Source organism: Priestia sp. GS2, from assembly GCF_036409025.1.
In the GTDB taxonomy this organism is placed as follows: domain Bacteria; phylum Bacillota; class Bacilli; order Bacillales; family Bacillaceae_H; genus Priestia; species Priestia aryabhattai_A.
Genome location: NZ_JAZGJX010000001.1, coordinates 3,661,533 through 3,686,832 on the forward strand (window position 1 = coordinate 3,661,533; position 25,300 = coordinate 3,686,832).

At 38.0% G+C, this 25,300-nt stretch carries 26 protein-coding genes; 11 read left to right on the plus strand and 15 right to left on the minus strand.

Going from position 1 to position 25,300, the window contains the following annotated elements; translation table 11 throughout:
* Positions 1 to 96 precede the first annotated feature (96 nt).
* Entirely contained in the window at positions 97 to 2,211 is a 2,115-nt protein-coding gene (locus tag V2145_RS18755; RefSeq protein ID WP_094911008.1) for a heterodisulfide reductase-related iron-sulfur binding cluster, read from the minus strand.
* A 191-nt stretch (positions 2,212 to 2,402) separates the two neighbouring features.
* Here V2145_RS18755 and cls point away from each other — a divergent pair, with 191 nt between their 5' ends.
* Together cls and uvsE are read left to right on the plus strand one after the other, a co-directional pair.
* Positions 2,403 to 3,599, plus strand: a complete 1,197-nt coding sequence (cls, locus tag V2145_RS18760; protein ID WP_311856073.1) for a cardiolipin synthase — start codon at positions 2,403 to 2,405, stop codon at positions 3,597 to 3,599.
* A 23-nt stretch (positions 3,600 to 3,622) separates the two neighbouring features.
* Complete coding sequence (gene uvsE, locus V2145_RS18765; protein WP_094911229.1) at positions 3,623 to 4,576, plus strand: UV DNA damage repair endonuclease UvsE; 954 nt, start codon at positions 3,623 to 3,625, stop codon at positions 4,574 to 4,576.
* 31 nt (positions 4,577 to 4,607) lie between these two features.
* Here uvsE and argS read toward each other — a convergent pair whose 3' ends face one another.
* The 4 genes from argS to speE form a co-directional block, all read right to left on the minus strand.
* Positions 4,608 to 6,278, minus strand: coding sequence for an arginine--tRNA ligase (gene argS, locus V2145_RS18770; protein ID WP_094911006.1), 1,671 nt, complete (start codon positions 6,276 to 6,278; stop codon positions 4,608 to 4,610).
* Positions 6,265 to 6,714, minus strand: coding sequence for a DUF1934 domain-containing protein (locus V2145_RS18775; RefSeq protein WP_025908719.1), 450 nt, complete (start codon positions 6,712 to 6,714; stop codon positions 6,265 to 6,267). The genes argS and V2145_RS18775 overlap by 14 nt, the downstream gene beginning before the upstream one ends.
* 157 nt (positions 6,715 to 6,871) lie before the next feature.
* Entirely contained in the window at positions 6,872 to 7,750 is an 879-nt protein-coding gene (speB, locus tag V2145_RS18780) for an agmatinase (protein ID WP_061785339.1), read from the minus strand.
* A 157-nt stretch (positions 7,751 to 7,907) separates the two neighbouring features.
* Positions 7,908 to 8,735 carry a spermidine synthase gene (speE, locus tag V2145_RS18785; protein ID WP_094911005.1) on the minus strand — a complete coding sequence of 276 codons (828 nt, stop codon included), beginning with the start codon at positions 8,733 to 8,735 and terminating at the stop codon, positions 7,908 to 7,910.
* A gap of 368 nt (positions 8,736 to 9,103) precedes the next feature.
* Between speE and V2145_RS18790 the strand changes: the two genes are divergently transcribed.
* Positions 9,104 to 11,176 carry a transglycosylase domain-containing protein gene (locus tag V2145_RS18790; RefSeq protein ID WP_311856069.1) on the plus strand — a complete coding sequence of 691 codons (2,073 nt, stop codon included), beginning with the start codon at positions 9,104 to 9,106 and terminating at the stop codon, positions 11,174 to 11,176.
* 35 nt (positions 11,177 to 11,211) lie between these two features.
* Here V2145_RS18790 and V2145_RS18795 read toward each other — a convergent pair whose 3' ends face one another.
* Both V2145_RS18795 and V2145_RS18800 read right to left on the minus strand, forming a co-directional pair.
* On the minus strand, positions 11,212 to 11,721 hold the full coding sequence (locus tag V2145_RS18795) for a YwhD family protein (RefSeq protein ID WP_094911003.1): 510 nt from the start codon (positions 11,719 to 11,721) through the stop codon (positions 11,212 to 11,214).
* 18 nt (positions 11,722 to 11,739) lie between these two features.
* Positions 11,740 to 12,387: a site-2 protease family protein gene (locus V2145_RS18800; protein ID WP_094911002.1), complete on the minus strand. Its 648-nt coding sequence runs from the start codon at positions 12,385 to 12,387 to the stop codon at positions 11,740 to 11,742.
* Between the two features lie 146 nt (positions 12,388 to 12,533).
* Here V2145_RS18800 and V2145_RS18805 point away from each other — a divergent pair, with 146 nt between their 5' ends.
* Positions 12,534 to 12,719 carry a 2-hydroxymuconate tautomerase gene (locus V2145_RS18805; protein WP_025908713.1) on the plus strand — a complete coding sequence of 62 codons (186 nt, stop codon included), beginning with the start codon at positions 12,534 to 12,536 and terminating at the stop codon, positions 12,717 to 12,719.
* 58 nt (positions 12,720 to 12,777) lie between these two features.
* Here the strand turns inward: V2145_RS18805 and V2145_RS18810 are convergent, their stop codons facing one another.
* The 3 genes from V2145_RS18810 to V2145_RS18820 form a co-directional block, all read right to left on the minus strand.
* Positions 12,778 to 13,293, minus strand: a complete 516-nt coding sequence (locus tag V2145_RS18810) for a YwgA family protein (protein WP_094911001.1) — start codon at positions 13,291 to 13,293, stop codon at positions 12,778 to 12,780.
* A 28-nt stretch (positions 13,294 to 13,321) separates the two neighbouring features.
* A complete protein-coding gene (locus V2145_RS18815) occupies positions 13,322 to 14,623 on the minus strand; it encodes an HD domain-containing protein (protein ID WP_131887548.1) in 1,302 nt (433 codons plus the stop codon).
* A 112-nt stretch (positions 14,624 to 14,735) separates the two neighbouring features.
* Positions 14,736 to 14,960 carry a DUF1450 domain-containing protein gene (locus V2145_RS18820; protein ID WP_094910999.1) on the minus strand — a complete coding sequence of 75 codons (225 nt, stop codon included), beginning with the start codon at positions 14,958 to 14,960 and terminating at the stop codon, positions 14,736 to 14,738.
* A 208-nt stretch (positions 14,961 to 15,168) separates the two neighbouring features.
* Between V2145_RS18820 and V2145_RS18825 the strand changes: the two genes are divergently transcribed.
* Both V2145_RS18825 and V2145_RS18830 read left to right on the plus strand, forming a co-directional pair.
* The gene (locus V2145_RS18825) at positions 15,169 to 15,834 is read left to right on the plus strand and encodes an RsfA family transcriptional regulator (RefSeq protein ID WP_094910998.1); all 666 of its coding nucleotides are present in this window, start codon (positions 15,169 to 15,171) and stop codon (positions 15,832 to 15,834) included.
* A gap of 121 nt (positions 15,835 to 15,955) precedes the next feature.
* Positions 15,956 to 16,810: a lipoate--protein ligase family protein gene (locus V2145_RS18830; protein WP_330988100.1), complete on the plus strand. Its 855-nt coding sequence runs from the start codon at positions 15,956 to 15,958 to the stop codon at positions 16,808 to 16,810.
* Positions 16,811 to 16,845: 35 nt separating this feature from the next.
* Here V2145_RS18830 and pta read toward each other — a convergent pair whose 3' ends face one another.
* On the minus strand, positions 16,846 to 17,817 hold the full coding sequence (gene pta / locus V2145_RS18835) for a phosphate acetyltransferase (protein WP_094910996.1): 972 nt from the start codon (positions 17,815 to 17,817) through the stop codon (positions 16,846 to 16,848).
* Positions 17,818 to 18,093: 276 nt separating this feature from the next.
* Between pta and hemQ the strand changes: the two genes are divergently transcribed.
* From hemQ to gerQ, 3 genes are all read left to right on the plus strand, one after another.
* On the plus strand, positions 18,094 to 18,837 hold the full coding sequence (gene hemQ / locus V2145_RS18840) for a hydrogen peroxide-dependent heme synthase (protein WP_094910995.1): 744 nt from the start codon (positions 18,094 to 18,096) through the stop codon (positions 18,835 to 18,837).
* Positions 18,838 to 18,950: 113 nt separating this feature from the next.
* Positions 18,951 to 19,373: a cell wall hydrolase gene (locus tag V2145_RS18845; RefSeq protein WP_094910994.1), complete on the plus strand. Its 423-nt coding sequence runs from the start codon at positions 18,951 to 18,953 to the stop codon at positions 19,371 to 19,373.
* A 27-nt stretch (positions 19,374 to 19,400) separates the two neighbouring features.
* Positions 19,401 to 19,883, plus strand: coding sequence for a spore coat protein GerQ (gene gerQ, locus V2145_RS18850; RefSeq protein WP_094910993.1), 483 nt, complete (start codon positions 19,401 to 19,403; stop codon positions 19,881 to 19,883).
* A gap of 35 nt (positions 19,884 to 19,918) precedes the next feature.
* Here the strand turns inward: gerQ and V2145_RS18855 are convergent, their stop codons facing one another.
* The 3 genes from V2145_RS18855 to V2145_RS18865 form a co-directional block, all read right to left on the minus strand.
* Positions 19,919 to 20,287: a DUF423 domain-containing protein gene (locus tag V2145_RS18855; protein ID WP_094910992.1), complete on the minus strand. Its 369-nt coding sequence runs from the start codon at positions 20,285 to 20,287 to the stop codon at positions 19,919 to 19,921.
* 15 nt (positions 20,288 to 20,302) lie between these two features.
* On the minus strand, positions 20,303 to 20,614 hold the full coding sequence (locus V2145_RS18860; protein WP_094910991.1) for a YwdI family protein: 312 nt from the start codon (positions 20,612 to 20,614) through the stop codon (positions 20,303 to 20,305).
* Positions 20,615 to 20,715: 101 nt separating this feature from the next.
* Positions 20,716 to 21,396 carry a uracil-DNA glycosylase gene (locus V2145_RS18865; protein WP_311856065.1) on the minus strand — a complete coding sequence of 227 codons (681 nt, stop codon included), beginning with the start codon at positions 21,394 to 21,396 and terminating at the stop codon, positions 20,716 to 20,718.
* A 184-nt stretch (positions 21,397 to 21,580) separates the two neighbouring features.
* Here V2145_RS18865 and V2145_RS18870 point away from each other — a divergent pair, with 184 nt between their 5' ends.
* Together V2145_RS18870 and zwf are read left to right on the plus strand one after the other, a co-directional pair.
* Entirely contained in the window at positions 21,581 to 22,027 is a 447-nt protein-coding gene (locus V2145_RS18870; protein WP_094910989.1) for a staygreen family protein, read from the plus strand.
* Positions 22,028 to 22,231: 204 nt separating this feature from the next.
* Positions 22,232 to 23,734, plus strand: a complete 1,503-nt coding sequence (gene zwf / locus V2145_RS18875) for a glucose-6-phosphate dehydrogenase (RefSeq protein WP_094910988.1) — start codon at positions 22,232 to 22,234, stop codon at positions 23,732 to 23,734.
* 111 nt (positions 23,735 to 23,845) lie between these two features.
* On the opposite strand, the gene gndA is transcribed toward zwf, so the two are convergent.
* Positions 23,846 to 25,258: an NADP-dependent phosphogluconate dehydrogenase gene (gndA, locus tag V2145_RS18880; RefSeq protein ID WP_094910987.1), complete on the minus strand. Its 1,413-nt coding sequence runs from the start codon at positions 25,256 to 25,258 to the stop codon at positions 23,846 to 23,848.
* Positions 25,259 to 25,300: the final 42 nt, after the last annotated feature.

Here is a 25,300-nt window from a genome sequence, read left to right on the forward strand (position 1 = left end):
GCAAACTTTCTATCCCTTACAAGGTTGTAGCCCCCGTGCTTTTAGTAGCATTTGGGGGGCTTCTAAACCTTTATGCTTGTGTAATAAACTCTCTTATCAAACAGGTTGTTTTGCTTCGCTTGTTCCAAAGATTGATTTTTCTAAAAGCTCAGCTACATCATATGTTCCTACTTTTTCTTCAACTTCTTTCGCTTTTGTACCATCGCTAATCATTGTTAAACAGTAAGGGCAACCAGAACTAATAATACCCGGGTTTACTTCTAGCGCTTGTTCTGTACGCGCTACGTTAATTCGCTGACCAGAAGTTTCCTCTGCCCACATGAGCCCTCCTCCTGCACCACAGCACATTCCACTTTCACGATTTCGAACCATCTCAACTATTTTCACTCCTGGAATTGCTTTTAAGATTTCACGTGGCGGATCATATACTTCGTTATATCTTCCTAAATAACAGGAATCGTGAAACGTAACTGTTTCTTCAATTGGAAAGTTTGGCTTTAACTTTCCTTCTTTTACAAGCTGTGCTAAAAGCTCTGTATGATGATAAACTTCTGCTTCTAACCCAAAGTCTGAATACTCATTTTTGAAAATGTTATATGCATGAGGATCAATCGTGACAATCTTCTTTACGTCATTCTTTTCAAATTCCTCAATATTCTTCGCAGCTAACTCTTGAAATAAGAACTCGTTCCCTAGTCGACGAGGCGTATCTCCCGAGTTCTTTTCTTTGTTTCCTAAGATGGCAAACTTAACTCCTGCTTCATTTAGCAACTTAGCAAAGGAAAGCGCAATTTTTTGACTTCGATTATCATAAGACCCCATTGAACCGACCCAAAATAAATATTCAAATTCCTCTCCGCTTTTCTTCATTTCTTTAACTGTTGGTACATGAATATCTTCTCGCATCTCTCTCCATGTTTCTTTTTCTTTACGATTTAGCCCCCATGGATTTCCTTGACGCTCGATATTTGTCATCGCTCTTTGAGCATCTGGATCCATTTTTCCTTCTGTTAAAACTAAAAAGCGGCGAAGGTCAATAATTTTATCCACATGCTCGTTCATTACAGGACATTGATCTTCACAATTTCGACAGGTCGTACACGCCCAAATTTCTTCTTCTGTGATTACGTCTCCAATTAAAGAAGGATTGTATTCTAAAGTAGCCGCTACTTCGCTACTGCTTTGGCTTGCTCCCATAACAGCAAGCTGATTTCCTTTTGTATTGGCAAAAGCATACGTAGGAACCCAAGGCGCCCTAGAAGTCACGACAGCTCCTTTTTCAGTCAAATGGTCGCGCAGTTTCAAAATTAAATCCATAGGTGAAAGCATTTTTCCTGTCCCAGTCGCTGGACACATATTCGTACAACGTCCACACTCTACACATGCATACAAGTCAATGAGTTGATTCTGTGTAAAATCTTCAATTTTCCCCACACCAAATGTTTCTTGAGACTCGTCTTCAAAGTCAATTTTCTCTAACTTCCCCGGCTTAGAAATACGATTAAAAAACACATTCGCTGGACCTGCAATTAAATGTGCATGCTTCGACTGAGGTACGTACACTAAAAATGCTAATAAAACCAGTAAATGAACCCACCATGCTACATAAAAAATGACAATAGACGCGGTTTCACCGATTCCATTTAAAAGAAACGCAACAGATGACGCAATTGGCTCCGTCCAAGCTAAATCATGATCATGCCAGATTAGTGACATTCCGTTTCCAATTAGTACCGAAAGCATCAAACTACCGATAAACAGGAGAACCAATCCTGATTTAAATCCTCTTTTTAATCGAACAAGCTTTTCAACATAACGACGGTGGAAAGCCCATACAACAGCAATTAAAATTAATACAGTTACAATTTCTTGAAAGAATGTAAAGCCTGGATATAGCGGACCTAGTGGTAGATGTGACCCAGGAACTAGCCCTTTTAAAATAAAATCAATTGCACCGAACTGAACTAGAATAAAACCGTAGAAAAAAAGAACGTGGATAATTCCACTTTTCTTATCTTTTAGTAACTTTTTCTGACCAAAGACATTAACCCAGACTTTGTTTAGCCTTTCTTTTAGCTTTTGATCAAACTCAACTTTCTTACCCAATTGAATATACATCAACCTGGTTCGAATTAAGTAAATGAACAGCGACGCCGCGTAAGCGGTTACAATTAGAAACAAAATTAGATTGACCCACAATAAAGCTGACACATAATTCCCTCCCTCTCCCTGATGAAAATTTAGAAAATAATGAACTTTTCTTCATTTTATATAATGAATGAACATTCAGTCAACATGTTTTCTTTCTTTTTTGTTCATATTCTATTTAAACGAGGTGAAACTAAGAACAGAAATAAGATAATCATCGTAAATTATTCGCTTGATGGAGGGAGGGAAAGGAAATGTTGGCTACTATAATTATTTTAATCGTTATTTTGATTGTGGCATGGTTTGCTATTGATTTAGGTGTTGGCAAAAAGGAACTCATGCAAGAAGAGCGTACATTTCCAATGCGTCAAGCGTCTCTCAAACTTTTTACAGATGGAACAAAGCTTTATAATGACTTGTTTAAGTCAATTGAACAAGCTCAGCATTCCATTCACATTTCTTTTTACATTGTTAAGAACGATCAGGTTAGCCAACAATTTGTGGATCTTCTCTGCGAAAAAGCCAATCAGCAAGTTGACGTTCGCCTACTCGTTGACCGCATCGGTAGTATGAAACTTAATCGAAAGATGAGAAACCATCTTCAATCTTGCGGAGTAAAGTTTTCATTTAGCCGCCGTATAAAATTCCCTTACTTATTTTACACAATCAACGCAAGAAATCATCGAAAAATAACCATTATTGATGAGTCCGTTGGCTATATTGGAGGGTTTAATATTGGTCAAGAATATTTGGGCTTAGATCCTAAGTTAGGCATTTGGAAAGATTATCATTTAAAAATAACGGGAGAAGCCGTCACTGATTTGCAAACGCAGTTTTTAACAGACTGGGGCTCATCTGTGAACAATGAAGAACACGAGGAAGCGGGAATTAGTAAGCAAATAAAAGACCCCTCTATGCAAACCGTTCAGCTTCGCTCAACGGAAGGTGTTTCCTTAGAGGATCATTTCTTGCACATCATTAACGAAGCAAAAGATGAACTTTGTATTGGAACTCCTTACTTTATCCCAACAGAAGCCTTAATGACAGCCATTTTAGAAGCACGAAAACGAGGGGTTATGGTTTATATTCTCATCCCGATGCGAGCAGACCATCCACTCGTTCGCGATGCAGCATTCTCTTACCTTCCAACTTTAGTCGAAGCGGGGTGCCAGGTTCATCAATTTTATTATGGTTTCTATCACGGAAAAGTGATGATTGCTGATGAGCGAATTTGTGATGTAGGAACCGCTAATTTTGATAAAAGAAGTTTGTTTTTAAATGGCGAAATCAATTGCTTTATCTTTGACCCTGCTTTTATTAAGCATGTAAAAGAAACGTTCCATATGTGTTTACACGATTGTCCTCTTCTTTCTTTATCCGATATAAAAAAACGCAATTGGTTTGATAGATTTAAACAGGGGGTAGCTACGTTTATATCCCCGCTTTTATAGCTATGAAAAAGGAGTTAACAAACATGAATGTCAGATTCGGCTATGTTTCTCATGCCCTCTCTTTATGGGATTGCTCACCTGCAAAAACATTAACGTTTGCACGCTGGAGTAAGCTCTCAAAAGATGAACGTATGGAGAAATTGTATGATGTTACTCAGCAGAACTTGTACCATACCAAACGAGCTCTACACTATAACATTGCACATGAAATCATGCTTTACCGTCTTTCTTCTTCCCTTGTTCCTTTGGCGACTCATCCTGAAGTTGCCTGGGATTTTGTAACACCTTTTCAACAAGAGTGGAACGAACTTGGTCACTTAATAAAGTCTCATCAGCTACGAGTAAGTTTTCACCCTAACCAGTTCACGTTGTTTACAAGCGATAAGCCGCATATTACTGATAATGCTGTTTTAGATATGAACTATCACTATCAAATGCTAGAAGCAATGGACGTCGTGGAGGGATCGTTAATTAATATTCATGTTGGAGGAGCGTACGGAGATAAGATTAAGGCCTTGGAACGCTTTCACCAGAACTTAAAGAAACTTCCAGTGCATATTAAAGAGCAAATGACACTTGAAAACGATGATAAAACTTACACAACCGAAGAAACGCTAGCAGTTTGTGAAAAAGAACAAATTCCGCTTGTATTTGACTTTCACCACCATCAAGCAAATTTGGGAACACAGCCTCTTGAAGATTTATTGCCACGGATTTTTGAAACTTGGAAGCATGTAAACATTCGACCTAAGGTACATATTTCTTCACCAAAGTCCGACAAAGCATTTCGCAGTCATGCTGATTACGTATCTGCTGATTTTGTGAAGCCGTTTTTTCAACTAGCCAAAGAGCTGAATCAAGATTTTGATGTGATGATTGAAGCAAAGCTAAAAGACCAAGCACTATTAAAACTTGTAGAGGACTTATCCAAAATTCGCGGTGTAAAAAGAATTGGTGGAGCTACGCTAAAGATGTAAAAAAAAATCCCCTTTCAAAGGGGATTTTTTTTTACATCTTTTCAGGAGCCGAAACACCAATTAATTTTAATGCATTTTGTAAAGTAACTTGCACTGCTTTGATAAGCTCTAAGCGCGCTTTGCTTGTTTCAATGTTATCTGTATCAATAACTTTATCTGCGTTATAGAAACTATGGAACGTTGATGCTAAGTCAAAGATATAGTTTGTAATACGGTGAGGAATACGTTTTGTTGCTGCTTCAGAAACAGCTTGCGGGAACTCACCAATTTTCTTTAATAAGTCCATTTCTTTCTCAGACTGAATTAGCGTATAGTCTACGTTTCCTTTTGTTAATTCTTCAACTTCAGTACCTTGCTTTAAGATACTGCAAATACGAGCATGTGCATATTGTGCATAGTACACTGGGTTTTCGTTTGATTGAGAAACTGCTAAGTCTAAGTCGAAGTCTAAGTGCGTATCTCCACTTCTCATTGCAAAGAAGTAGCGCGTTGCGTCTAACCCAACCTCTTCTACAAGATCACGCATCGTAACAGCTTTACCAGTACGCTTACTCATCTTCATCTTTTCACCGTTTTGATATAGCTGAACCATTTGAATAATTTCAACTTCTAGCGTATCTTTTCCATAACCAAGTGCTTGGATTGCAGCTTTCATACGTGGAATGTAACCATGGTGGTCAGCACCCCAAATGTTGATTAACTTATCAAAGCCGCGCTGAATTTTGTCTTGATGATAAGCGATATCTGGTGTTAAGTACGTAAATGAACCATCATTTTTAATTAATACTCGATCTTTATCATCACCAAATGTTGTCGAACGGAACCACGTTGCTCCTTCTTCTTCATAAACGTGACCTTGTTGCTTTAACGTATCAAGTGCAACTTGAATCTTATCGTTTTTATATAGAGATGTCTCAGAATACCATACATCGAACTTCACGCGGAATTGCTCTAAATCACGCTTTAATTTTTCCAGCTCATAATCTAATCCGTACTGGCGGAAAAACTCAAAACGTTCTGTTTCATCAGCTTGTACATACTGATTACCATATTTTTCAGCTAACTCTTTACCGATTTTGATAATATCTTCACCGTGGTAGCCATCAGCCGGCATTTCCTTATCCATACCTAAAGCCTGCATATAACGTGCTTCCACTGAATAAGCTAAGTTGTTAATCTGATTACCAGCATCATTAATGTAGTATTCACGAGATACGTCATAACCTGCTTTTGCAAGAACGTTACATAAAGAGTCCCCTACAGCTGCACCACGAGCATGCCCTAAGTGTAAATCACCTGTTGGATTTGCTGATACAAACTCAACCTGAACTTTTTCACCGTTTCCAACGTTTGATTCACCGTAAGCTTCTCCGGCTTTTAAGATGGTTGGAATTAACTCTGTTAAGTATGAATTGTTCATGTAGAAGTTAATAAATCCCGGACCTGCAATTTCAATTTTTTCAATTGAAGCTTTTGATTTATCAAACTGTGCTACTAGTTCTTCTGCAATAGCGCGAGGTGCTTTTTTTGCAATTCGTGCAAGCTGCATTGCCATATTTGTAGAATAATCACCGTGGGCTTTATCTTTTGGTACTTCTAACACGACTTCCGGCAGCTGATCTTTTGTTGCTAGCTCAGCTTTTACAACTGCATCTTGAATCTCAGCTTTTAACTTACTTTGCACTTGCTCAACAATGTTCATGTTCTTCCTCCTTGAATGTTATCGTTACAGCGTACTTACCTACTGATTGACCTTGTAAAGTCAAATCGTACGTAAAAAAGAGATGACCTCTTTTTTGGAGCTTTTTATATTCAATGTTATGAGCATATGTCATCATATCCATACGGCCATAAGGACTCATATACGTTCCTTCAAGCTTAACTTTTTTACGAAAAGACTGCTTCATTTTCACAGCACCGGTACGGTTAATCGTTACTTCATCCTCTTTAATCTTCAGTAACGTTTTAATATCCCCTACTTCTTCTTGATGCTCCGTATACGTCAAATAAACGACTTCGTCTTTTTTATAGTACGTTCCTTGAGCTTCCACCGCTGTTGTTTCCTTCATGTGCCCGTCTCGAATGTCCGTCACAATCTTAATTGCGATTGGCTTTTTAATTGTTGAAGCGTTATTCATCTCAAGACACTTCCTTAATTTTTACGAATACTTTATAACTTAAATAGTATAAACATTCCGAGACAAGAATTCAATAATACTTCAAGTTTTCGCTCATCTTGTAAAAAAAGAGTAGGCCACATTTCTCTCAATGCAACCTACTCTTTTATACATTTGTTTAGCGCTTTTGAACCCAACCCAAAATCATTTCACGAATAAGCTTACTAGCCGTATTTGCCGTTTGCTCAGAAGAATCATAAATTGGGGCAACCTCTACTAAGTCTGCACCTACAACGCGAATATCTGATTTAGCAATTTCATGAATAGAGGCTAACAGTTCTTTTGATGTTATACCTCCCGCATCTACTGTACCTGTACCTGGGGCATGAGCTGGATCTAACACATCGATATCAATTGTTACATAAACTGGACGTCCTGCTAGCTTAGGTAAGATTTCTTTTAACGGCTCTAATACTTCGAATTTTGAGATGTGCATGCCGTTCTCTTTCGCCCATACAAACTCTTCTTTCATACCTGAACGAATACCAAATGAATAAACGTTGCTTGGTCCAATATGCTCGGCAATTTTACGAATTGGTGTCGAATGAGAAAGAGGTTCACCTTCATACTCTTCACGTAAATCCGTATGCGCATCCATATGAATGATAGCAAGATCTGGATACTTCTTATACATTGCTTTCATAACTGGCCATGAAACTAAATGCTCTCCACCCATCCCAAGCGGAAATTTATCGGCTGCTAGCAGCTCATCGATATAGCCCTCAATCATGTCGATGCTTCGCTGTGCGTTTCCAAAAGGGAGCGGAATATCTCCAGCATCAAAATATTTTACTTCCTCAAGCTCACGATCTAAATATGCACTATACTCTTCTAATCCAATTGATACTTCGCGAATGCGTGTTGGACCAAAACGAGATCCTGGTCGGTAGCTTACTGTCCAATCCATTGGCATACCGTATAGTACGGCTTCACTTTCTTCAAAGCTAGGATGACTTTTTATAAATACATTACCTGAATATGCCTCATCAAAACGCATGAGAATGCCTCCTTGTCATAAAAACAAGACGCCAAGCCTTTCGACTGACATCTTGTCTATTGTGTCTGCTTTACACCAGCTAAACTGTCTGTAAAAGCTCGAGTGATTCAACGAATAATCAGAGAGAAATAACTTCCTCAATTATTGAAGCTTCACCTTATTTTACTAAATCTGCTACAAACTTCGGTAAAGCAAATGCTGCTTTATGAAGCTCTTTCGTATAATACTTTGTTTCGATATCAATAAAGCGATCTTCACTAACCTCTAGTGGATCATGCTTCTTAGAACCAATTGTGAACGTCCACAGACCACTTGGGTACGTTGGGATGTTTGCTACGTAAAGACGAGTGATTGGGAAAATTTCTTTTACATCACGCTGTACGTTTGTAATTAACTCAGGAGTAAACCAAGGGTTGTCCGTTTGAGCTACAAAGATACCATCTTCTTTTAACGCTTTTGAAATTCCAGCGTAGAACCCTTTCGTAAATAAATTTACTGCTGGACCTACTGGCTCAGTAGAATCAACCATAATCACATCGTATTCGTTTTCACTTTCTGCGATATGCATGAAACCGTCGCCTACTTTTACTTCAACGCGTTCATTTTCTAATTCACCAGCAATCTCCGGTAAATACTTCTTAGAGTATTCAATCACTTTTCCATCAATTTCAACTAGCGTCGCTTTCTTTACGCTAGGATGTTTTAATACTTCACGGATTACGCCACCGTCTCCGCCGCCTACTACTAAAACATTTTCAGGATTTGGATGTGTAAATAGAGGCACGTGTGCCACCATTTCGTGATAAACAAACTCATCTTTTTGAGTTGTCATTACCATTCCATCAAGAACTAGCATGTTACCAAACTCTTCTGTTTCAATCATATCTAGCTTTTGAAACTCAGTTTGTTCTGTATGTAAAGTGCGCTTAATTTTCGCCGTAATTCCGAAATTCTTCGTTTGTTTTTCAGTAAACCATAATTCCATTTAAACTCTTCCCTTCTGTTTTGAGAATTTAGCCTATGCATAGATTACCCTAACATAATTTATACAAACATGAAAAAAAGTATAGATGAATTTAAGTGAAAAGCAAAGGTTTTTTTTTAGACTTCTAGGTTTAAAAGAGCTTTTTCTTTTTCATACTAAACTATATATTCCTTTAAATTGCTATAACCTCATTTTAAAAGCCTGTATTTACCTGAATTACCTGTATAAATCTACACATTAAAAAGGCTTAAATAAATGGATTTAGCTCACAAAAACCCTTCTTTAATAAAAAGCACATATCAATCTGGGTACCCTTTAAAACGTAACTTTTTTAGAAACCAAAGGAGTTAACTCATGAGGTGATGACAATGGAAACTGTATTAATTGAACACTTTAAGAAAGCTAGACGTCTTTTTCGCATTCTACTTGTTCTTGCACTTCTATGTACTGTATGTATCGGGATTGCCTATATCAGTATATTTTTATACGCCAAAATTGCCGGTCCACCTACGCTCACTGTCCCGCAAACCGCTATTTTCTATTCCAGCAACGGTAAAGTATTAGACGAATTACATAACGGTGAAAAACGTTATTGGGTACCTCTAGAAAGCGTATCTGACAATATTAAAGAAGCCACATTAGCAGTTGAAGACAAGCGGTTTTATGATCATAATGGCTTTGATATTAAACGGATTGGTGGAGCAATTGTTGCTGATATTAAAGCAATGAGTAAAGTACAAGGTGCTAGCACAATTACGCAGCAGTATGCACGAAATCTTTTTTTAGAACACGATAAAACATGGACAAGGAAATTCCAAGAGGCGCTTTATACTATTCGCCTGGAATTTAACTATGACAAGGATAAAATCTTTGAAGGTTATTTAAATACTATTTACTATGGACACGGCGCCTATGGAGTTGAGGCTGCTTCAAAAACGTATTTTAATAAAAAAGCAAAGGAATTAACCCTAAGTGAAGCTAGTATGCTAGCCGGAATTCCAAAAGGGCCTACTTACTATTCTCCTCTTCTTCATGAAGAAAATGCAAAAGAGCGTCAGCGCATCATTTTAAACTTACTTGTTGACCAAGGAAAAATTTCGCAAAAAGATGCGGATAAAGCATTCGTAACACCTTTGGTATATGCCAAAAAAACACAAGATGAAGCAAATGTGAAGAAACAAGATGCGTCTTATTTCATGAGTGCAGCTTTATCGCAGTTAACAAACGAGCTAGGAATTACAGAGGCGATGATCCATTCAAACGGCTTGCGAATTTACACAACGCTTGATAGTAGCGTACAAAAGAAAGCGGAAGAAGCAATGAATACCGTTATGAATAAAGCTTCTGATATTCAAACAGCATTTGTCGCAATGGATCCAAAAACAGGTGAAGTAAAGGCACTAATTGGCGGTAGAGATTACAAGGAAAGCCCATTTAACAGAGCAACTCAAGCTGTGCGCCAGCCTGGCTCTACAATGAAGCCATTTTTATATTATGCTGCTTTAGCAGACGGCTTTACGGAATCTACCGCCATGCAAAGTGAAGAGACAACCTTTACCTTAAATGATGGAGTTTCAACATATAAACCAAGTAACTATAACAGCTATTATGCAAATAATCCGATTACACTAGCACAGGCCATTGCGCTATCAGACAACATTTATGCTGTTAAAACACATTTATTTATCGGGGAGCACCGATTGGTCGAAACAGCTAAATCATTAGGCATTTCGACTCCGCTGAAGCAGGTACCATCCCTAGCTCTTGGCACATCCCCTGTTCGCGTGATTGATATGGTTAATGCATATGGCATCTTTGCAAACGGTGGTAACGAAATTTCACCAACATTCATTAAGCGAATTGAAACAGCTGATGGAGACATGGTGTATGAAGCACCTCAAGAAAAAAAGAGAATTGTTGACAAGCGATTAGCATTTTTAACAACGCATTTGATGACAGGTATGTTCCAAAAGGAATTAAATGGATATACAACAGTAACAGGAAAGCCAATTTTAAAATACTTGTCAAGAGATTATGCTGGTAAATCCGGTACTACATCGACGGATAGCTGGATGATTGGATACACCCCTCAGCTCGTATCAGGCGTTTGGGTAGGTTATGACCAAGGCAAACAAATTGAACGTGTCGAGGAAAAAGCTTATGCAAAAAAAATGTGGGCATTGTTTATGGAAGATGCACTTGAAGGAAAGAAAAAGCAAGGATTTAAAGCACCTAAAGGGTTAGTTAGCGTAAATATCAACCCTGAGACAGGTGATATCGCAACAAAAGCTTGTTCGAAGAAATATAAAGCATATTATTTAACAGGTACTCAACCGACTACGTATTGTCGAGATAAAGGCGCTTCTGAAGAGAAAAAACAAGCACCAAAGAAGAAGGAAGAAGCGGATGGATTTTTTCATCGTCTGCGCGATTGGTTTTAAAAAAGGCCCTTGGCATAATGCCAAGGGCCTTTTTCTCATGATAAAGCTTCTTTTAATTCGTCACTAGAACGTTCCCAAATTTCCTTATCATGAGCAGATAGAAAATCTTTTAAGATTGTTTTTGACTTACTATCCATTTCGTCTACCATAATACGGCGCTTCATAGATTTATCCATTTTATTCACATGCTCTGGAAGCGACTTGTATCCACGACGAATCTCACGATCTACAGTCATTTCACATGCCGTTACGCCAGCATAATAAGGGCCTGCTGGATTACGATCAATTGTCACCCAAACAAGCCAATAGAGCTTGCCGTTAGGAACTTCGTCTTTGTTTGGTAAAAACTTAATTCCTTTTTCAACCACGCTCCTTGCATGCATCGCACCGATATCAACAAAAGCTTCTTCGTCTGATGGACACACAAAAACCGGTGAAATGTTCTCTAAGCTTAGTGCTCCAACCCCAAAACCTCCATGTCCATCTGTTGAATCATTCTTAATAATATTAAATCCAATATTTTTCTTTTTTTTCGGTTGATCCATTGTTAAAACGCTCCTTACTTAAGTTAATAACGGTCCCAGAAGTTGCTGAAACAGCTCAACAAAAAATGGGATCCCAATGTCATATATAGGGGCAATAATATAGCGGTCAAGCGGTGTAATAATTAACACTAAAAATAACAAGATTCCCCACGACTCATACTGCGTCATTTTTGCGCGCACTGTGTTTGGAACAAGATCTTCTATGATACGATAGCCATCAAGCGGCGGAAATGGCAGCAGATTAAATAAAAATAAAACAAGATTAATCGTGATAAACAGATTAAAAAATGTATATATTGGCTCTGTATCTAAGCCAAAGCGCAGCACCAAAAACCAACCAAGAACCCCTAAAAATGCAAGCAATAGGTTACTAAGCGGCCCTGCAATTGAAACTAATACACCAGCTAGACGCGGATTCTTGAAGAAAAAACGATTAACAGGTACAGGTTTAGCCCAGCCAAACCCCACGACAAGTAGAAGAATTGTTCCTAGCGGATCTAAATGTGAAAGAGGCGATAGCGTCAACCGCCCTTGTTTCTTTGCCGTCTCGTCTCCAAACTTGTATGCAACAAAAGCATGCGCAAATTCATGTAGCGTAAATGCGATAATTAGCGTAATAGCAACGTACGGAATATATTCAAGCGGAAAAGCTAAAAATTGATTCACTCGCTCTCTCCTTTATAATCATTCTGAATTACAATAATACATCGAGTATACTATAATTTAATTATTTCATCATTAGATGAGGGTGTATTTTTCAATGTAAAAGGACTACACTGAAGAAGACACTGAAGAAAAGGAGTGAAATTATTATGCCATATGTAACGGTAAAAATGCTTGAAGGTCGCACTGAAGATCAAAAAAGAGCTCTTGTTGAGAAAGTAACCGCTGCTGTATCTGAAACAACAGGTGCCCCTTCTGAGAAAATCGCGGTTTTTATTGAAGAAATGTCAAAAAACCACTATGCAGTAAACGGTAAACGCTTAAGCGATCAATAAGATACATATCGTTTATTCATTGAACAAAGCCCTCTGAACCGATGCAGAGGGCTTTTTATTAATGAACACGGTCAAACGTCACCGCTTTTAGATTTTCAATATATGCATATGCTTGTTCAATGTCTTCTTCTGTATAGTTCTGTTTACTCTTTAACGTAAACACTTTTTCACTCACTTCTTCTTTCGATAATCCATCAAAGTATAAAATTGTTGAGACAAGCTCTAAAAACTTTGAAGACTGGTTGTTCATATCCGTCATGACTTCCTGTAAATGGGGTAACTCTAGCTCATAATGGCTTAGAAACTCATTTCCAGCCTGAGTTAGTGCGTATCGGTACTGCATATAGCCCCCCTTATTTTCTTTTAATTCCTGCAAAAAGCCTAGATTACACAATTCTTCTACTCGAAGGGTAAGTTCCTCTGAATACGGACCAAAAAAATGGAAATTATAGCGCTCATAAAAAGGAAACTCTAGCTTTTTTCCAATAAAAATCATTTTTTGGAGCTTTTTTCTCCCTACAATTTCTCCCGCTGCTGAGAACACTTTAATAATCTTTGCGTGATCATTTAACACAGCCCTTCAACTCCTATACTATTTAACTCTAATTACTTTTTAATAGCTGTAAAATTTGGTCTTTCACTTTTCTTTTTGACGATAACTGATCGATTAGATCTTGTGGAAAATAAAGTTTATGATCCGTTCGTTTCTTCCCTGAAATGGACTCAACAATTTCAGACTGTCGCGATAGCTCTCTTACTTCACCGTTTGGCATCAACAAATGGATTGGCAAGCGCTCCTCTTCTTCACCTGGACGATAAAAGTCGTACGGTAAGTCACTGGATGAATCAACAACTAAATAATAATCAGGATCAATTCCAGCTTTTTTAAATAATGTTGTTAGCTCCATCCACATTTTCATTTGGAGGTTTGGATTGAACTCGATATATTTAAAAAGGTTACGGTTCATAAATCTACGACATAAATCTGCTAAAATATTATCTTCTTCATCTTGCCAAGCCTGAAAATAAAACATGACAACAGACTCGTCCAACCTTAAGTACTCTTCTAGTGATATTTCATCTTTAAAAATCGAATAAAAATGAACAGGCGGCTGGCGAAACTCATAGGATTTTTGATGAAGCTCTTTCGCACGATGTAGAATTTTAGTTAAGATGACTTCCGCACTGCGCGTTACAGGATGAAAATAAATTTGCCAATACATTTGATAACGACTCATGATGTAATCCTCAACTGCATGCATACCGCTATGCTTAATGACAGCTTGCTCTTCTTGTGGCCGCATTACGCGCAGAATACGCTCCATATCAAAGTGTCCATAGCTTACCCCTGTATAATAAGCATCACGCTGTAAATAATCCATTCGGTCGGCATCAATTTGGCTTGAAATCAAGCTCACCACCAACTTATTTTTGTACGTTTTCGCAATCACTTCTGCTACCTTTTTTGGAAAATCTGCTCCCGCTTTTTTCAATACACGATTTACTTCTGTATTTCCCAAAATAATTGCTTGAGTAAACTCTTCATGGTCCAGGTGAAATACCTTTTCAAAAGAATGAGAGAATGGACCATGTCCTAAATCGTGTAAAAGTGCCGCACATAAGCAAAGAAGCCTTTCATCGTCGTCCCATTCTGGGCGGTTTCGAAATACGTCATCAATAATTCGACGCACAATCTCATATACACCTAAAGAATGATTAAAACGACTATGTTCAGCACCGTGAAACGTTAAATAGGTTGTTCCTAGCTGACGAATTCGACGTAAACGCTGAAATTCAGATGTACCGATGAGCTCCCAGATTAATCGGTCTCGTACGTGGATATAGCGATGAACAGGGTCTTTAAATACTTTTTCTTCACTAAGTTTTTCATTTAGATATGCCATTTACATACCTCTCTATCTTGACGTTGTTAGTATGTCTTCTTCGACAAGGTGTTTAAAAATTCCTAGTCAGAATAAAAAATCACCTTTTGCTTAGGACAAAGGTGATTTTATTTTATTTGTTTAGTTTTTTCTCAATTTTTTCAATTAGCTCGTCCTCTGTTGGCGCAGCTACAGGGCGGTTATTTACAAATGCGAATGACTTTTTACGTCCTGGACCACAGTATGATTGACAGCCCACTTTTACATCTGCACATGCATCTATTTTTTGAAGTCGAGGTAACAATGTCTTCACATTTGTTGCCTGACAATCATCACAAATTCTAAATTCATTTGTCATGCTGACACAATCCTTTCAAAAGTGCTTACACATATCTTTTTTGCCTAAAGGGTATTTTACCGCTATTTGCATAGGAGTGCAAGTTTCGAAAAGTGCCAAAATCTATCATACTTCTAGAAAAAATAGTATAACTCTACGCTAATCCGTACATACTAAATACTACAAAACATGGTAGCTACCAATCATATAAAAATGAGGAGTGAAATACGTGAAAGATAGACAAGATGCGTGGACAGAAGAAAATGATTTACTTTTAGCAGAAACGGTTTTAAGACATGTAAGAGAAGGAAGTACCCAATTAAACGCGTTTGAAGAAGTTGGAGATGAACTAAATCGTACGTCTGCGGCTTGCGGATTTCGCTGGAATGCCGTGGTAAGACATCAATATGAAAAAGCGCTCCAGCTCGCGAAAAAACAGCGTAAGCAACGCATGCGTGCCCTTGGACAAGAACAAGGCAAGAAAAAGCTTTTATATACACCACCTACACCAACTATAGAACACGTTACAGAGGAAGTGTACGAGGCAATCCCAGTCTCTGCTCCCACTATAACAGCCAGTAATGATAGTTTATCGATTGACTTAGTCATACGCTATTTAGAAACATTTAGAGGCCAAACTGGAAACATGCAGGCAATTCAACATGAGAATTCTCGTTTACGTAAAGAAAACGATGACTTACACCGCAAAATTCAAGATCTTGAAAAGCAAGTAACGCAGCTTGAAGCAAATGCTACTACTATTCAAGAAGACTATGAAACATTAATGCAAATCATGAACCGTGCCCGCAAGCTGGTTTTATTTGATGAAGAAGACCGATCAGCTACTTCGTTTAAAATGGACCGTAACGGAAATTTAGAAAAGTTAGCTGAATAATGCATCCAAAGGTGGCATCCTTATGCCTCCTTTTTTATTGGAATTAACTTACGCCTTGTCATACTCTGATTCTTAAATATGCTATAATATGTTCGTTTACTTCATAAAGGAGTTATGGAACATGTCTATATATAAATCAAATCTTTTACAACAGCCAAAATGGCGCATCATTGATCAATCAAGCTTAGGTCCAGAATTTGATGCAAAGCAATCTTTCGCGATAGATGATACTCTTTGTACAAGTGTTGGAAAGGCCGAGTCTCCCGCGACAGTTCGCTCTTGGGTGCATCACGATACAATTGTTCTTGGTATTCAAGACACAAAGCTTCCACGTTTAGCTGAAGGTATTCGCTATTTGCAAGAACAAGGCTATAAACCAATTGTTCGGAATTCTGGAGGACTAGCCGTCGTACTTGATGAAGGTGTTCTAAATATTTCACTTATCTTTCCGGATGCAGAAAAAGGCATTGATATAGACCGAGGATATGATGCGATGTTTGATTTAATTAAAGCAATGTTTGCTGGCTATACAACTGACATTGAAGCAAGAGAAATTGTCGGTTCATACTGTCCAGGAAGCTACGACTTAAGCATCGGTGGTCAAAAATTTGCAGGTATCTCACAGCGCCGTGTACGAGGTGGAGTTGCTGTACAGATTTATCTCTGCGTATCAGGTGATGGAGCCAAAAGAGCTAGTGTTATTAAAGAATTTTACCAAAGAGGCCTAGCAAATACTGAGACAAAGTTTACATATCCAACGATTGTTCCAGAGACAATGGCCTCTCTTTCACAGCTGTTAAACGTTGAGCTAACGGTAAGCGATGTAATGATGCTAACGTTTCAAACATTACAATCCACCGGAGCTTCCTTAGAGATGGTTCCCCTACAAGCAGCAGAACTTGAATTGTTTGACACACAGCTACAACGAATGTATGACCGAAACGAAAAAGCGTTAGGGGCTTTTCTAAACGCATAAAAAAAACGCCGTTAAATGGCGTTTTTTTTATGCGTTTACAGTGCTTGAGCAGCTGTAATTAAAGCTAATTTGTATACATCCTCTTCGTTACAACCACGTGAAAGGTCGTTAACCGGCTTGTTTAAACCTTGAAGAATTGGGCCAACTGCTTCGAAATTACCTAAGCGTTGAGCGATCTTGTATCCAATATTACCAGCTTCAAGACTTGGGAATACAAATACATTTGCATCACCTTTAATATCTGAACCCGGTGCTTTCTTTTCAGCAACAGATGGTACAAATGCTGCGTCAAACTGGAATTCACCGTCTAAAGTTAGGTTTGGTGCCATCTCTTTTGCAATTTTAACAGCATCTGCTACTTTTTCAGTTTCTGGTGATTTAGCTGATCCTTTTGTTGAGAAACTAAGCATTGCAACACGTGGATCTACGTCAAACATGTTAGCTGTGCGTGCACTTTCGATTGCAATTTCAGCTAAATCTTGGCTATTTGGAGCAATATTAATTGCACAATCAGCAAATACGTACTTCTCGTCACCACGAACCATGATGAATACGCCTGATGTTTTTGTTACGCCTTCTCTTGTTTTAATAATTTGTAGCGCTGGACGCACTGTATCAGCTGTTGAATGTGCAGCTCCGCTTACAAGGCCATCTGCTTTGCCCATATGAACAAGCATTGTGCCAAAGTAATTTTCGTCTAATAAAATTTTACGCGCTGCTTCTTCAGTCGCTTTTCCTTTACGGCGCTCTACAAATGCAGCTACCATTTCATCAAATCCATCATAATTATGAGGATCAAAGATTTGCACTCCATCTAAAATTACGTTCAAGCTTTTTGCTTTAGCCTGTACTTCTTCTTCGTTTCCAATAACGATTGGCGTTACAACTTTATCTGCAGCTAAACGAGCTACCGCTCCAAGAATACGCTCATCTAAACCTTCTGGAAATACGATTGATACATTGCTTGCAGATACCTTTTCTTTTAAACCAGTAAATAAATTGCTCAAACTAAGTCCTCCTCAATATGTTAAAAAACAGTTTCCATGTAATAGGATACTCCACTTCGAAAAAAAATCAAAGGCATGTCCTTTAACAATTTGATAACAGTAAAAAGTCTTTAAATTTCTAAAATTCAATTAAATATACTTTCAACTGCCCTTTTAGCATAGCGTAAATTGTGCTTTTTTAATCACAATTCATGAGTTTTTCAATCCAAGCATTCGGATAAACTATGATATAGTAAAACTAGAAGTCATTATACTGTAGTTTAGGAGTGAAAGAATATGGCAGAAGCAGCTCAAACACTGGATGGATGGTACGCTCTTCATGATTTTCGAACAATCAATTGGACAGCATGGAAACAGCTATCAAACGAAGAACGCGAAACCGCTATTCATGAATTTTTAGCCTTAACAGAAAAGTGGACAAGTACGGAAAATGCAGCTGAAGGAAGTCATGCACTATATAGTATTGTCGGTCAAAAAGCAGATTTTATGATCATGCTTGTACGTCCAACGATGGAAGAACTAAATGAAATTGAAAATGAATTCAATAAAACAAAGCTAGCAGAATTCACTGTCCCAGCTTATTCATATGTATCTGTTGTTGAGTTAAGTAACTACTTACCAGCAGGTGAAGATCCATATGAAAATCCGCACATTCGTGCACGCTTATACCCAACTCTTCCAAAATCGAAGTATGTTTGCTTCTATCCAATGGATAAGCGTCGTCAAGGTGACGACAACTGGTACATGTTGCCGATGGAAGAGCGCCGTAGCTTAATGCGCAGTCACGGTATGATTGGCCGTCAATATGCAGGTAAAGTGAAGCAAATTATTACAGGCTCTGTTGGCTTTGATGACTATGAATGGGGCGTTACGTTATTCGCTGATGACGTATTACAATTTAAAAAACTCGTATATGAAATGAGATTCGATGAAGTAAGTGCACGCTATGGAGAGTTTGGTAGTTTCTTCGTTGGGAACTTACTTGAAGTCGATCGATTCAATCACTTTCTTTCAGTCTAATCCTATGCTTCCTCTCTTATAAGGGGAAGCATTTTTTATGCCCTTTTAATGGTCATATTCTCTCTTTTTATTCATATACATACAATAGCGTCACAGGTAAGCGAGGTGAGGAAATGGCGGTTGTCGCGCACACCGAAGAAGATGTTAAGCTTCTAGCCAGACTCCTGCGAGCTGAAGCTGAAGGTGAAGGAAAACAAGGAATGCTTCTTGTAGGTAACGTGGGTGTGAACCGAGCAAGAGCTTCTTGTTTAGACTTTAAAGATATTCGAACCATCAGACAGATGGTCTTCCAAAGCCCTGGAGGTTTTGAAGCCACGCAAAAAGGATATTTTTATCAGCGTGCACGGCAAGCAGATATTGATTTAGCTCGCCGTGTATTAAGAGGAGAAAGATTTTCACCAGCTACAAATTCTTTATGGTTTTTTAAACCAGGTGGCAACTGTCCCGCTACATGGTATAACCAACCAAACACTGGAAGGTTCAAGTCTCATTGCTTTTTTGCACCAACTCAAGCGGATTGTCCGAGTGTTTACTAAATACATGTAGAATTAAAGGAGGGTACTATGAAAAAACCAAAAGGTAACCAAAATCAGACCCAGCCTTATATGCAAAACCCATATATGAGCTATAACTATCCTTACTATACGCCTTATCAACAGCAACAAGGAGGTGGTGGAGGTCAGCAACAAAGTCCATCTGGACAAATGCCGCCTCAAATTCCATCGGGAGGTTCCGGTGCTCCTCAAGACCCTGGCCAGCTACCAATAGAAGAGTCATATATTGAAAACATTTTGCGTTTAAATCGCGGAAAAATTGCAACGGTTTACATGACATTTGAAAATAATAATCAATGGAATGCTAAAGTCTTCAAAGGTATCATTGAAGCCGCTGGGCGTGACCACTTAATCTTAAGCGACCCACAAACAGGGAAGCGTTACTTACTATTAATGGTTTACTTAGATTACATTACGTTCGATGAGGAAATTCAGTATACCTATCCCTTTAATGGTGGCGGACCACCATTAAGCAATTACTCACCTCGTTAAAAAAAGGCCTCTAGCTTTAAGCTAGAGGCCTTTTTTCACCATTTCAACGCTGCAATAACAATTAATACCCAAGCTGTGATGAATGCTACCCCGCCTAAAGGTGTGATAGCTCCTAATACCTTGATTCCAGACGTACTTAAAACATATAAGCTACCTGAAAATAATACAATACCACCCATCATCAACCAACCTGACGTTGACAACAACGTTGACTGAGGAGCCTTTGCAAGTAAGAAAGCGACTACAAATAAGCCGATAGCATGGAACATATGATATTGAACACCTGTTTTCCATACTTCTAAATATTTTTCCGATATCTTGCCTTCTAATCCATGAGCTCCGAATGCACCTAAAGCAACAGCTAAAGCTGCATTGATAGCACCTAAAATAACAAAGATTTTCATGTTCCTACCCCTTTTTTAAAAATCAAATAAGCTATCTCCGTTAGCATCGTCTGAAGCAAGCTTTTCCCCTTCAAAATTTTGCCTAGATGATTGAATGATTTGTTGTTGCATCGAAGGCTGAGCTTGAATTTGTGAAGGCATGACAACGCTTGATGGAGCTGTTGATTTGACTGAAGAAGATGAATTTCCGTCAGCTAATGCCAGTTCACATAATGTTTTAATTGCGATTAATTGATCCCTCACGCGAGCAGAATGATGCGCTTCTTGTTTCGCTTTTGCTAACTCCGCACTCATTTTATCTAATAGCTGTTCTAACTTTATTTCCACCATTTCACCTCTTTTACTTTGCCTATTGCGAATCTAATCTGTTTATAGTTTATCAAAAATTCATAAGTTGAGCGATGATTCAATTGTAGTTCGCTAAATGTTCACGATTTGATGTTATCAATTTGCCAGTCAATTGGTGTACAATCATTTTCTTGTAAAAAATTATTTGTTAAGAGAAAATGATTATTACCAAAGAATCCACGATTTGCAGAAAATGGACTTGGATGAGGACTTTCTAAAATTAAATGATGTTTTCCCGTAATCAAGCTTTTCTTGGCCTGCGCATGCTTACCCCAAAGTAAAAAAACCACGGGCTCCTCTTTTTGAGCAACCAGTTCAATAATACGGTCTGTGAAAATCTCCCAACCTTGTCCTTTATGGGAGTTCGGCTGGCTGCGTCGAACAGTTAATACCGTATTTAAAAGCAATACCCCTTGCTTAGCCCATTTAGTCAAGTATCCATTATTAGGAATTTCACATCCTAGCTCCTGATGTAATTCTTTATAAATGTTTACAAGTGAAGGTGGAGTTTTTACTCCAGGCTGAACGGAAAAGCTTAACCCGTGAGCTTGACCAGGTCCATGATAAGGGTCTTGACCCAATAATAAAACTTTAACATCCTTGTAAGGAGTATAATGTAGAGCGTTAAAAATATCATATCGGTCAGGATATACAGTTTCGCTATTATATTCATTCACAAGAAACTGCCTCAGTTGAATATAATATTCCTTTTCGAATTCCGCCTTTAATAACTCATTCCAATCATTTTTTAAAATAGACATATCGTTCATCCCTTTCATATTTAGTCATTATGTAATTCTTCATTCTTTTGTTATTGTACCTAAACTGCATGCTTTCAGTGAATAACACATTATAATCACCATATTTCTCCAGTTAAAGTCATGTTCAAGTTGCTTTTGTATACACTATAAAGAGTGCATCTTTTCCTATTAAGGAGGGGTTTATATGATAATTGCTAGTCCCCGCCAAGTGGATGTCACATACGGATTAGGAATTACACCTACCGAACCGATGATTCCTCGAAAATATACCATTTTCCCATCCCATCAATCGTCAATACCGTCCATTTACGTCGGTTTAGAATTTGCCTATGATCATATTAGTAAAAGTCGTAACGAATGCTTGGCTTCTTTTTTATTCAATAAAGGATTCTACTCACTGTCACTTTATTTTTATATTGACCATACTATTTCAGAAGATACAGCACTAGAGCGTTATATGCATCTTTTAGAAATTTTGCCGCTTTATTTAAATACCCTATATCATTCTGAAAAAGCATTCTTTCAAAGGCATCCTCTGCTAGAACATTGTCCTATTTTTTTATATATTGACTCTGCCCATTCTTTTTTAGATCGTAAAAAATCATTAGGTGCATTATATCAATACAAATAGCGCTTTCAAAACATTGCTACTGCCGTTTAATTGGCGTAGCTTTTTTCATTTACCAAACAAAATACTTTTAAACTCATGCAAAACATGGAATAATAACTACAAATCATATAGATTTGCTTTACCATTTATAAATCGTTACAATTTTATATTAGATATATTAGCTTAAACTAAACGTAATTTTGATAAAGAGAGGGTCTAGAAGCAATGACAAATGAACAGCCAAAATCAATTATTGTAATTTTTGGAGCTACAGGTGATTTAGCAAAACGTAAACTATTTCCATCTATTTTCCGCTTATATAGAGAAAATAAACTATCCGAAGATTTTGCAGTTGTTGGAGTAGCCAGAAGACCATGGACAAACGAAGAGTTACGTGAAAACGTTAAAAAGTCTGTTGGTAATCTGCAAACAGAAGACGCTGATATTGATACGTTTGCTTCACACTTCTACTACCAGCCATTTGATGTTACAAACGTAGAATCATATCAAGAGTTAAAAACATTAACGGAAGAGCTTGATACACAATACAATGTTCCTGGAAACCGTATTTTCTATTTAGCAATGGCCCCAGAATTCTTTGGAACAATTGCGTCTAATTTAAAAAATGAAGGTTTAACAGCTACTGAAGGTTGGAGCCGCCTTGTAATTGAAAAGCCATTTGGTCACGATTATGAATCTGCTAAAGAGCTTAACGAGCAAATTCGTCACGCTTTCTCTGAAGATCAAATTTATCGTATTGACCACTACCTTGGAAAAGAAATGGTTCAAAACATTGAAGTAATTCGCTTTGCAAATGCGCTATTTGAGCCTCTTTGGAACAACCAATATATTTCAAACATCCAAATTACATCAAGTGAAACGCTTGGTGTAGAAGATCGTGGACGCTATTATGAATCTTCAGGTGCACTACGCGACATGGTTCAAAACCATATTTTACAAATGGTTGCTCTATTAGCTATGGAGCCACCAATTAAACTTACACCAGAAGAAATTCGTAGCGAAAAAGTAAAAGTATTACGTGCGCTTCGTTCAATGTCAACGGATGAGGTAGATCAATACTTTGTACGCGGCCAGTACGGAAAAGGGATTGTGGAAGAAAACGAAGTAATTGGCTACCGTGAAGAAAATTCTGTGGATGAAGAGTCTAATACTGCAACGTTTGTTTCAGGTAAACTAATGATTGACAACTTTAGATGGGCTGGTGTACCAATTTATATTCGTACAGGTAAACGCATGAAAGAAAAAGCAACAACTATTGTTGTTCAGTTTAAAGATTTACCAATGAACTTATACTTCAATCGTGGTAAGGATATTCATCCTAACCTACTTGTTATTCATATTCAACCAGAAGAAGGGATTACTCTTCATTTAAATGCGCGTAAAACACCAGGAGCAACAGCTTCTACGCCAATTAACCTTAACTACTGCAATAACTGCGGAGATAAGATGAATACGCCAGAAGCTTATGAACGCTTAATTTACGATTGCATGCTTGGAGATGCGACAAACTTTACACACTGGGATGAAGTTGCTCTATCATGGAAATTTGTTGATACTATCTCAGAAGCTTGGGAGCAAAATAAAGCAACAGACTTCCCGAACTATGAATCAGGTTCAATGGGACCAAAAGCATCGGATGCTCTTCTTGCTGAAGAAGGCTTCCAGTGGTGGCCTGTTGGGGAAGGTAACTTCTCAAACAATAAATAATGAAAGCAAAAACGCAGCGAAATATTCGCTGCGTTTTTATTCGACAAATGCTTTGTCGAATAGAAAAAGCGGGTTGCTGTCAAAAGCAACCCGCTTTCTTATTCATTATTTTTACTTTAACCACTCTGTGTGGAATACGCCTTCTTTGTCAATACGTTGGTACGTATGAGCTCCAAAGTAGTCGCGTTGTGCTTGTAAAAGGTTGGCTGGAAGTGTTTCTGTACGGTAGCTGTCATAGTAAGCTAACGCGCTTGAGAAACTTGGTACTGGAATACCTTGTTTAACTGCGATTGAAATTACTTCACGAAGCGCAGATTGATATCCTTCTACGATATCTTTGAAATACGGATCTAACAATAAGTTTGTTAAGTCTGCATCACGATCGTATGCTTCTTTAATCTTTTGTAGGAATTGTGCACGAATGATGCAACCACCGCGGAAGATCATCGCAATATCGCCATATTGTAGATTCCAATCATACTCTTCAGACGCAGCTTTCATTTGAGCGAATCCTTGTGCGTATGAACAAATTTTACTCATATATAGCGCTTTTCGAATTGCTTCGATTAGCTCTGTTTTATCGCCTTCATAAGAAGTTGTTTCTGGACCACTTAATACTTTGCTTGCTTTTACACGCTCTTCTTTCATTGCTGAAATAAAACGGGCAAATACAGACTCTGTAATAATTGGTAGAGGCACACCTAAGTCTAATGAGCTTTGGCTTGTCCATTTACCAGTACCTTTTTGTCCTGCTGTATCTAAGATCACGTCAACAAGCGGCTTGCCTGTCTCGTCATCTTTCTTTGTAAAGATATCAGCTGTAATTTCGATAAGGTAGCTATCTAATTCTCCTTTATTCCACTCAGCAAATACCTCGTGTAATTCATCTGCTTCTAAACCTAAAACGTTTTTCATAATGAAGTACGCTTCAGAAATCAGCTGCATATCGCCATATTCAATTCCGTTATGAACCATTTTTACATAGTGCCCTGCACCATTTGGTCCGATGTATGTGCAGCAGTCATCTCCTTCTACTTTAGCAGAGATAGACTTTAAGATTGGCTCTACTAGCTTATAAGCTTCTTTTTGACCACCAGGCATGATTGAAGGACCTTTTAATGCGCCTTCTTCTCCGCCTGAAACGCCTGTACCAACAAAGTTAATACCAAGCTCTTCTAATTCTTTATTTCGACGAATTGTATCTTGGAAGAATGTGTTACCACCGTCAATTAAAATATCGCCTTTTTCAAGGTATGGTTTTAACGAATCAATTGTTGCATCTGTTGCTGCACCAGCTTTAACCATTAATAAAATTTTACGTGGTTTTTCAAGAGAATTAACAAACTCTTCGACACTGTATGTACCAACAAAGTTTTTACCTTCTGCCTCGGATTTTAAAAACTCTTCTGTTTTCTCCGGTGAACGGTTGTAAACAGATACTGAATAGCCTCTGCTTTCAATGTTTAGCGCAAGGTTTTTTCCCATAACCGCTAAGCCAATAACACCAATTTGCTGCTTTGTCATGTTCTCTCTTCCCTTCGTTTTTTAATATGAATTAGCCACTTT

Bases quoted from the DNA above. Each gene is read 5' to 3' on its own strand.
- V2145_RS18815 (WP_131887548.1), bottom strand. From the start codon at position 14,623: ATGGCATATCTAAATGAAAAACTTAGTGAAGAAAAAGTATTTAAAGAC.
- hemQ (WP_094910995.1), top strand. From the start codon at position 18,094: ATGGCAGAAGCAGCTCAAACACTGGATGGATGGTACGCTCTTCATGAT.
- cls (WP_311856073.1), top strand. From the start codon at position 2,403: ATGTTGGCTACTATAATTATTTTAATCGTTATTTTGATTGTGGCATGG.
- zwf (WP_094910988.1), top strand. From the start codon at position 22,232: ATGACAAATGAACAGCCAAAATCAATTATTGTAATTTTTGGAGCTACA.
- argS (WP_094911006.1), bottom strand. From the start codon at position 6,278: ATGAACATTGTTGAGCAAGTGCAAAGTAAGTTAAAAGCTGAGATTCAA.
- V2145_RS18870 (WP_094910989.1), top strand. From the start codon at position 21,581: ATGATAATTGCTAGTCCCCGCCAAGTGGATGTCACATACGGATTAGGA.
- V2145_RS18775 (WP_025908719.1), bottom strand. From the start codon at position 6,714: ATGAATAACGCTTCAACAATTAAAAAGCCAATCGCAATTAAGATTGTG.
- V2145_RS18830 (WP_330988100.1), top strand. From the start codon at position 15,956: ATGTCTATATATAAATCAAATCTTTTACAACAGCCAAAATGGCGCATC.
- V2145_RS18790 (WP_311856069.1), top strand. From the start codon at position 9,104: ATGGAAACTGTATTAATTGAACACTTTAAGAAAGCTAGACGTCTTTTT.
- gndA (WP_094910987.1), bottom strand. From the start codon at position 25,258: ATGACAAAGCAGCAAATTGGTGTTATTGGCTTAGCGGTTATGGGAAAA.
- V2145_RS18865 (WP_311856065.1), bottom strand. From the start codon at position 21,396: ATGTCTATTTTAAAAAATGATTGGAATGAGTTATTAAAGGCGGAATTC.
- V2145_RS18845 (WP_094910994.1), top strand. From the start codon at position 18,951: ATGGCGGTTGTCGCGCACACCGAAGAAGATGTTAAGCTTCTAGCCAGA.
- speE (WP_094911005.1), bottom strand. From the start codon at position 8,735: ATGGAATTATGGTTTACTGAAAAACAAACGAAGAATTTCGGAATTACG.
- uvsE (WP_094911229.1), top strand. From the start codon at position 3,623: ATGAATGTCAGATTCGGCTATGTTTCTCATGCCCTCTCTTTATGGGAT.
- V2145_RS18795 (WP_094911003.1), bottom strand. From the start codon at position 11,721: ATGGATCAACCGAAAAAAAAGAAAAATATTGGATTTAATATTATTAAG.
- V2145_RS18805 (WP_025908713.1), top strand. From the start codon at position 12,534: ATGCCATATGTAACGGTAAAAATGCTTGAAGGTCGCACTGAAGATCAA.
- speB (WP_061785339.1), bottom strand. From the start codon at position 7,750: ATGCGTTTTGATGAGGCATATTCAGGTAATGTATTTATAAAAAGTCAT.
- gerQ (WP_094910993.1), top strand. From the start codon at position 19,401: ATGAAAAAACCAAAAGGTAACCAAAATCAGACCCAGCCTTATATGCAA.
- V2145_RS18820 (WP_094910999.1), bottom strand. From the start codon at position 14,960: ATGACAAATGAATTTAGAATTTGTGATGATTGTCAGGCAACAAATGTG.
- V2145_RS18855 (WP_094910992.1), bottom strand. From the start codon at position 20,287: ATGAAAATCTTTGTTATTTTAGGTGCTATCAATGCAGCTTTAGCTGTT.